Origin of the sequence: Gilliamella sp. wkB112 (assembly GCF_001690685.1) — a bacterium.
GTDB lineage: Bacteria > Pseudomonadota > Gammaproteobacteria > Enterobacterales > Orbaceae > Gilliamella > Gilliamella apicola_J.
Window position 1 is genome coordinate 1 of record NZ_LZGL01000022.1, and the last position, 6,834, is coordinate 6,834.

General features: G+C 33.7%; 6 protein-coding genes. 3 read left to right on the forward strand and 3 right to left on the reverse strand.

Annotation, left to right across the window (positions count from 1 at the left end; all coding sequences use genetic code 11):
- Both A9G12_RS11930 and A9G12_RS11935 read right to left on the reverse strand, forming a co-directional pair.
- Positions 1-942, reverse strand: a complete 942-nt coding sequence (locus A9G12_RS11930; protein WP_065564140.1) for a sugar phosphate isomerase/epimerase family protein — start codon at positions 940-942, stop codon at positions 1-3.
- Between the two features lie 25 nt (positions 943-967).
- Positions 968-2,146, reverse strand: coding sequence for a Gfo/Idh/MocA family protein (locus tag A9G12_RS11935; protein WP_065566056.1), 1,179 nt, complete (start codon positions 2,144-2,146; stop codon positions 968-970).
- A gap of 358 nt (positions 2,147-2,504) precedes the next feature.
- Here A9G12_RS11935 and A9G12_RS11940 point away from each other — a divergent pair, with 358 nt between their 5' ends.
- From A9G12_RS11940 to A9G12_RS11950, 3 genes are all read left to right on the forward strand, one after another.
- Positions 2,505-3,341 (forward strand): AraC family transcriptional regulator, encoded by an 837-nt coding sequence (locus A9G12_RS11940; protein ID WP_065566057.1) that lies wholly within the window; start codon positions 2,505-2,507, stop codon positions 3,339-3,341.
- A 515-nt stretch (positions 3,342-3,856) separates the two neighbouring features.
- Positions 3,857-5,272 carry a sugar porter family MFS transporter gene (locus A9G12_RS11945; RefSeq protein ID WP_065566058.1) on the forward strand — a complete coding sequence of 472 codons (1,416 nt, stop codon included), beginning with the start codon at positions 3,857-3,859 and terminating at the stop codon, positions 5,270-5,272.
- A 46-nt stretch (positions 5,273-5,318) separates the two neighbouring features.
- On the forward strand, positions 5,319-5,759 hold the full coding sequence (locus A9G12_RS11950) for a PTS sugar transporter subunit IIA (protein WP_065566059.1): 441 nt from the start codon (positions 5,319-5,321) through the stop codon (positions 5,757-5,759).
- A 112-nt stretch (positions 5,760-5,871) separates the two neighbouring features.
- Here the strand turns inward: A9G12_RS11950 and A9G12_RS11955 are convergent, their stop codons facing one another.
- Entirely contained in the window at positions 5,872-6,813 is a 942-nt protein-coding gene (locus A9G12_RS11955; protein ID WP_065564140.1) for a sugar phosphate isomerase/epimerase family protein, read from the reverse strand.
- Positions 6,814-6,834 lie beyond the last annotated feature (21 nt).

Genomic DNA, 6,834 nt, shown 5'->3' on the forward strand with positions numbered 1-6,834 from the left:
TTATTTACTAAGGGTCGCTTCTAATGCATCAATAGATGTACGCAAACCTGCTTCTACACTCATAGTCAAATCTTCCATTTCTAAAGAAACATAACCATCATAACCAGTCATGCTCAATACTGAAAAGAACTCTTTCCACCATTGTAGATCTTTACCACAACCAACAGCAACATAGTTCCAAGTTCTGTTTTTGGTGTCTGTAACAGGTTTATATTCCATTAGACCATCTATATCGGCTAATCCTCGTTCAATGCGAGCATCTTTACCATGAACATGGTAAACCGCACCTTCTAATTTACGAGCACCGGCAATTGGATCTGCTCCCATTGCAATTAAGTGAGAAGGGTCCAGGTTCATTCCAATAATCTCACCTACTGCATCACGTAAACGTAGCAATGTCGAAGGATTATAAACAAGTTGACATGGAAATTCTTCTAGTGCAATTTTTTCTACGCCATGTTTTTTTGCATGTTTTGCAAATTGCTTCCACCATGGAATAGCAACTTTATTCCACTGATAGTCAATAGCACCTGGCATATAATCAGGCCAAGATATAGTAGAAGTGATCCAGTTAGGGATTTTATCATCAGGCCCCCCCCCAGGTAATCCACTCATCATTACTATTTTTTTTACGCCTAATTTACCGGCTAACTCAACGGTTTGGTAAGCTGTATGTGTATGTTTTTCTCCCATTTCACCTGGAGCTAAAGGGTTACCGGAACAGTTAAGCGCAGCAATTTCCATTCCACGTTTAGTTAATTCGGCTTTAAATGAAGCTAATTTTTTATCATCAGCTAATAACTCAGCGGTTTTAACATGTGGGCAAGTAGCCCAACCTCCAGCAGTCATTTCAACTGCGTTAATGCCGTATGCTTTTACTTTATCCAACATTTCAGGGTATGGAAGAGTGGCTAATACATCTGTACATAATGCTAATTTCATCATTGTATCCTCTAAATTAATTTAATTAATTAAAATCTACCCATGAACTGTCTTTATCTGCTGATCTTACACAGTTTTGCACCCAACGAATACCTTCAACACCAGAAACTAAGTCAGGATAAATTAAATTATCTAATGTTTTTTGGTCACCACGATTTTGTGCATCAATAGCGATCGCAAATTTTAGATAAATGTTGGACCATGATTCAGGTAAACCTTCGGCATGTAATGCACCTAGTCGTTCATATTCATTACATTCGTCATATAAATATGGCATTGCACGAATCATTTTTTGTACTGGTTGTCCTTGAATTTCATACAATAATTCATTAGGCTGATTATCATGCCACTCAATGCTTGCTTTTGAACCGATGATTCGGATTCGATGACCATCCATACATCCGGCATTTACAGCTGAAGACCATAACCGACCAACAGCCCCATTATTGTAATGCATCAATACATAGGCATTATCTTCAAGAGGCGCTCGGCTTTTAATAAAGCTTTGACGATCACAAAGTAATTTCGTTATTTTCAAATCAGGGCAAATTAAGCGTGACATAAAATAAGTATGTGTGGATAAATCACCTAGTACAAATGATGGACCAGCAATTTTAGGATCGACTCTCCATTTTTGTCCTTCACTTTTTTTATCTCCTTCTTCAGTTGCGCTGAAACCATGAGTATATTGTAGTTCAAGCATTCTGATTTCACCTAAGTCACCATTTTGCACCATCTTACGCATTTGTAGTAACAAAGGGTGACCTGAAAAACCATAAGTAACTCCGACTATTTTCCCTTGTTTTTTAGCTAATTGAATTATTTCTTCTCCTTGAGAAACTTCGAAAAATAAAGGTTTTTCACAAATAACGTGTAATCCTGCTTCTAATGCAGCTTTACAAATTTCGTAATGTGTACCATTAGGTGTTGCTATAGTAACGACTTCAACACCGTCACTGCGTTTAGCTTCTTCTAAAAATAATGTTTTGTAATCAGGATAACAACGGGAAGGATCCATTCCTAATTGAAAACCAAAATTTTTTCCTCTTTCAGCATCAATATCAAAAGCGGCCGCAGTTAGCTTGTAAGCTGTATTATCTCTTAATGCACCTAAACGATGTTTATAACCTACATTACTGGTACGGCCACCACCAATAATTCCCCAACGTAAAGGCCGTTCGATTTTTTTCTCACCAATTATCATAGTTAGCATCCTCTTTGGTTTAATTTTAAATAAAAATAGATTTTTTAACCTCATCAACGAGATTCATAATAAAAGAGGTTATATGGGCGAAAAATAAGGTATTTTGCTGAGTTATTCATGTTTTTTGCTTTTTTTATTATTTTGTTATTTAGGTCACAAAAGAGTAATTAAATGAATTTTGTTAACTAAATCACAATAATTGTCTTTTTATATGGTTAGAGGGTTTATTTTTTTTTTATTTAATTTAAATTTAAACAAAATCAAGATTTGCATACTTCGTCAACATACAAGATGAACATCTAAGAAGTTAGATGTGACTATATCTTATTTTTTATGGTTTTAGTTAAAAGGTGATTTTATGCAAAGTGTTGATCCTGGTGTTTTACCTAATTCTTATTGTTTTTCATATACACCATCTGAGTTAGCAAAAAGGTTATATTATTATCCTGTATGGTGCGGTCACTATTTTTGTAATGCAAATTACTTCATGAAACGTAAAAGCTATCCTTATTTATTAATTTTATATGTAATAAATGGTAAATTTAATCTTGAGTATGAAGGTTTGACATTAACTGCTCATGCGGGAGAGGTTATCTTTATTGATTGTCAGAAAGCACATTATTACTATGCTTCAGAAGGTTTAGAATTTTTATATATTCATTTTGATGGCAATAATTCGCATGAACTTTGCCAACAAATAACAGAAACGCATGGTTATCTTTATCATAATAGTAAAACAAATACACAAATAGGCGAGATTTTATATAGTGTAGCTGAAAAATGTAATAAAAATCATGTAATCTGTGCTCCAGCTTTTTCATTGATTATATATCAGTTATTGATGGCGGTGAGCTCTGCCCCAACTGATTCAGAACAACATCGTAGTGCTGTGCTGCGTTCAATTAATTATATAAAAAGTAATGCAAATAGAAAAATAACATTAGAAGAACTTTCCAAACATGTGAATCTAAGTCGTTATTATTTTTCGCATCTTTTTAAAGCTGAAACAGGCTATTCTCCACGAGAATATATAGTTAGTACACGTTTAGATAAAGCTAAAATTTTACTTAAAACAACAAGACTCTCTATTGCCGAAATAGCTTATGAAATTGGTTATGATAATTCTGGAAGCTTTATTAATATTTTCTGTAGCAAAGTGGGTATATCACCTTCAATGTTTAGAATAACATCATAATTATTAGGTTTTTCTGAGTTCTATGGGAGGGTAATAAATTACTCAGATTCAGTATATTGTTAACATATCAATAAAAATATGTGGCGATAATGTGAAGTAGATCATATTTATAAGCATAAAACCGTAAAATAAGCTGACAAATGTCTCACTTCTTACTTTTTAGCTTTTTTTGTTTAATTTTATAACCTAATATGATACGGCTATTATATAGCACCTCATCAACAAATAACCGAGTGGTGTTCAACAGTTGAACAACTGTAGGACATTGGTAATTTGTTGGGAGGAAATATGCAAATAATAGCAAATATCCTAATTTTCACAATAAGCTATAGTGATGTTGCTTATTCAAATCTATGCTATCTATTTTTCATTAGCCGTGCCTTTCCTTTCTTTAATAATCCTTATATGTTCATGATTAGGATTCCTTATCGATTGGCAAATGGAAACATACCTCCTAACTATCACAAAATATTACTTAACTAGCAGTTAAGTATAATTATTATAGAGAGGTTTATATGGATATAAGTACAAATAAAATTGATAGACGTATTAAACTTATGCCATTTATTACAGCCATTGGTGGATTATGTTTCGGATATGATACTGGTGTTATTTCTGGAGCATTACTCTTTATGGGAGCAGACCTTAATTTAACACCAGTTACTGAAGGTTGGGTAACTTCATCACTGTTAATTGGGGCTTGTATAGGCTCTGTTTTTGGGGGTTCTCTGTCAGACTCTTATGGTCGTCGTAAAATCATGTTACTTGTGGCTATCATGTTTGCTATTGGAGCAATAGGAACAGCCATAGCGTGGGATGTGTCATCCATGGTTAGTTTCCGTATTTTTTTGGGATTAGCCGTTGGGGGTGCCTCTGTTATAGTACCTGTTTATATTGGTGAAATCACACCTAAAAGATACCGTGAAACCTTAACGTCAGTTAATGAAGTAATGATTGTTACTGGACAGCTACTTGCATATTCGGTTAATGCTGCAATTGCAATTGCATACCCAGAATCATCACATAACTGGCGTTGGATGTTAGCTATTCCAGCTTTACCTGCAATATTATTGTGGTTTGGTATTTTAAAATGTCCTGAGTCACCAAGATGGTTTGCCAAAAAAGGTCGACTTAAAGAAGCTAAAACAATGCTAGAACAATATCGTAATAAAAATATTGATGATATTGAGGAAGAATATGAAAGCATCGTTATTATTTCACAAAATCAATCTATTAGGAGTATGAGTTTTTTAGATATTTTGAAACATAAATGGGCAAAAAAATTATTGATGTTCGGTATTTTGATTGTAATTGCGTCACAAGGTACGGGAGTTAATGCCATTATGTATTATGCCCCTACAGTACTTAAAACAACAGGATTAGGTAATTCTGCTGCATTAGTAGCTACTATTGGTAACGGTATAGTTTCAGTCTGTGCAACTATTATCGGATTATCAATTATTGCAAAAATTCATCGAAGACGAATGTTTATTACAGGGCAAATTGGATGCACACTTTCTTTATTTGCCATTGCTCTTACATTCAACTCCTTATTTAGTATTGAAACAATAGGTAATGATGATTTGCTTGTTGCCCATCATGAGTATGCCAGCTATATCGTATTATTATTTATGCTGACTTTTTTAATGTTCATGCAAGGTTTTTTAGGACCTGTATTTTGGTTAATGCTATCAGAAATTTTTCCATTAGCTATGAGAGGAATTGGCATGGGCATTTCCGTTCTATTTTGTTGGGTTACTAATTTTTTGATAGCGCTACTTTTTCCTATATTGCTAAACTGTTTAGGTAGTAGTGTAACATTTACAATTTTTGGTGTTTGTAATATTTGCTTTATTGTTTTGATTATTAAATTCTTACCTGAAACAAAAGGTAAAAGTTTAGAAGAAATTGAGATTGAATTAAAAAAATAGTAGTTACTCCTTTAACTATTTTTGATAAATGAATTATGGAGGAAAAATGATTGAAATTATAACTGAGGAAAACCTTCATTTAGGTTGTTATGCCAATAATAAAGAACAAGTGTTATCTATGTTAAATGAAGCTTTCCAATCTAAAGGTTATGTGAACCAAGATTGTTTAGTTTTTTTAATTGAACGGGAAAAGCAGGTTTCGACCTTTTTAGGGAATGGTATAACATTACCTCATTTACCCATGTTAGCTAAACAGATAATAGTTAAAACAGGAATAGAAATTTTTCAGTTTCCTGATGGAGTCATTTGGGATAGAAAAAATATTATGTTCATCGCTATAGGTGTCATAGCTAAAGAAAAAGAGCATATTGACCTTTTGAAAGAAATTGTAACAATTTTTAGTGATGAGATTATCTCTAATGTGCTTTCAATATTAACAAGTAAACAAGACTTTCTTCGTATATTGAAACAAAACTATCATTCTTGATGATTGAATAATATCTTGTTGAATTATTTTAATCTATATATTTAGAATAGTTTTTAATGAAATAACCACTTAAAAGTTTTTATAATTTAAGTGGTTATTTGTTACATAGCATTTATTTACTAAGGGTCGCTTCTAATGCATCAATAGATGTACGCAAACCTGCTTCTACACTCATAGTCAAATCTTCCATTTCTAAAGAAACATAACCATCATAACCAGTCATGCTCAATACTGAAAAGAACTCTTTCCACCATTGTAGATCTTTACCACAACCAACAGCAACATAGTTCCAAGTTCTGTTTTTGGTGTCTGTAACAGGTTTATATTCCATTAGACCATCTATATCGGCTAATCCTCGTTCAATGCGAGCATCTTTACCATGAACATGGTAAACCGCACCTTCTAATTTACGAGCACCGGCAATTGGATCTGCTCCCATTGCAATTAAGTGAGAAGGGTCCAGGTTCATTCCAATAATCTCACCTACTGCATCACGTAAACGTAGCAATGTCGAAGGATTATAAACAAGTTGACATGGAAATTCTTCTAGTGCAATTTTTTCTACGCCATGTTTTTTTGCATGTTTTGCAAATTGCTTCCACCATGGAATAGCAACTTTATTCCACTGATAGTCAATAGCACCTGGCATATAATCAGGCCAAGATATAGTAGAAGTGATCCAGTTAGGGATTTTATCATCAGGCCCCCCCCCAGGTAATCCACTCATCATTACTATTTTTTTTACGCCTAATTTACCGGCTAACTCAACGGTTTGGTAAGCTGTATGTGTATGTTTTTCTCCCATTTCACCTGGAGCTAAAGGGTTACCGGAACAGTTAAGCGCAGCAATTTCCATTCCACGTTTAGTTAATTCGGCTTTAAATGAAGCTAATTTTTTATCATCAGCTAATAACTCAGCGGTTTTAACATGTGGGCAAGTAGCCCAACCTCCAGCAGTCATTTCAACTGCGTTAATGCCGTATGCTTTTACTTTATCCAACATTTCAGGGTATGGAAGAGTGGCTAATACATCTGTACATAATGCTAATTTCATCATTGTATCCTCTAAATTAAT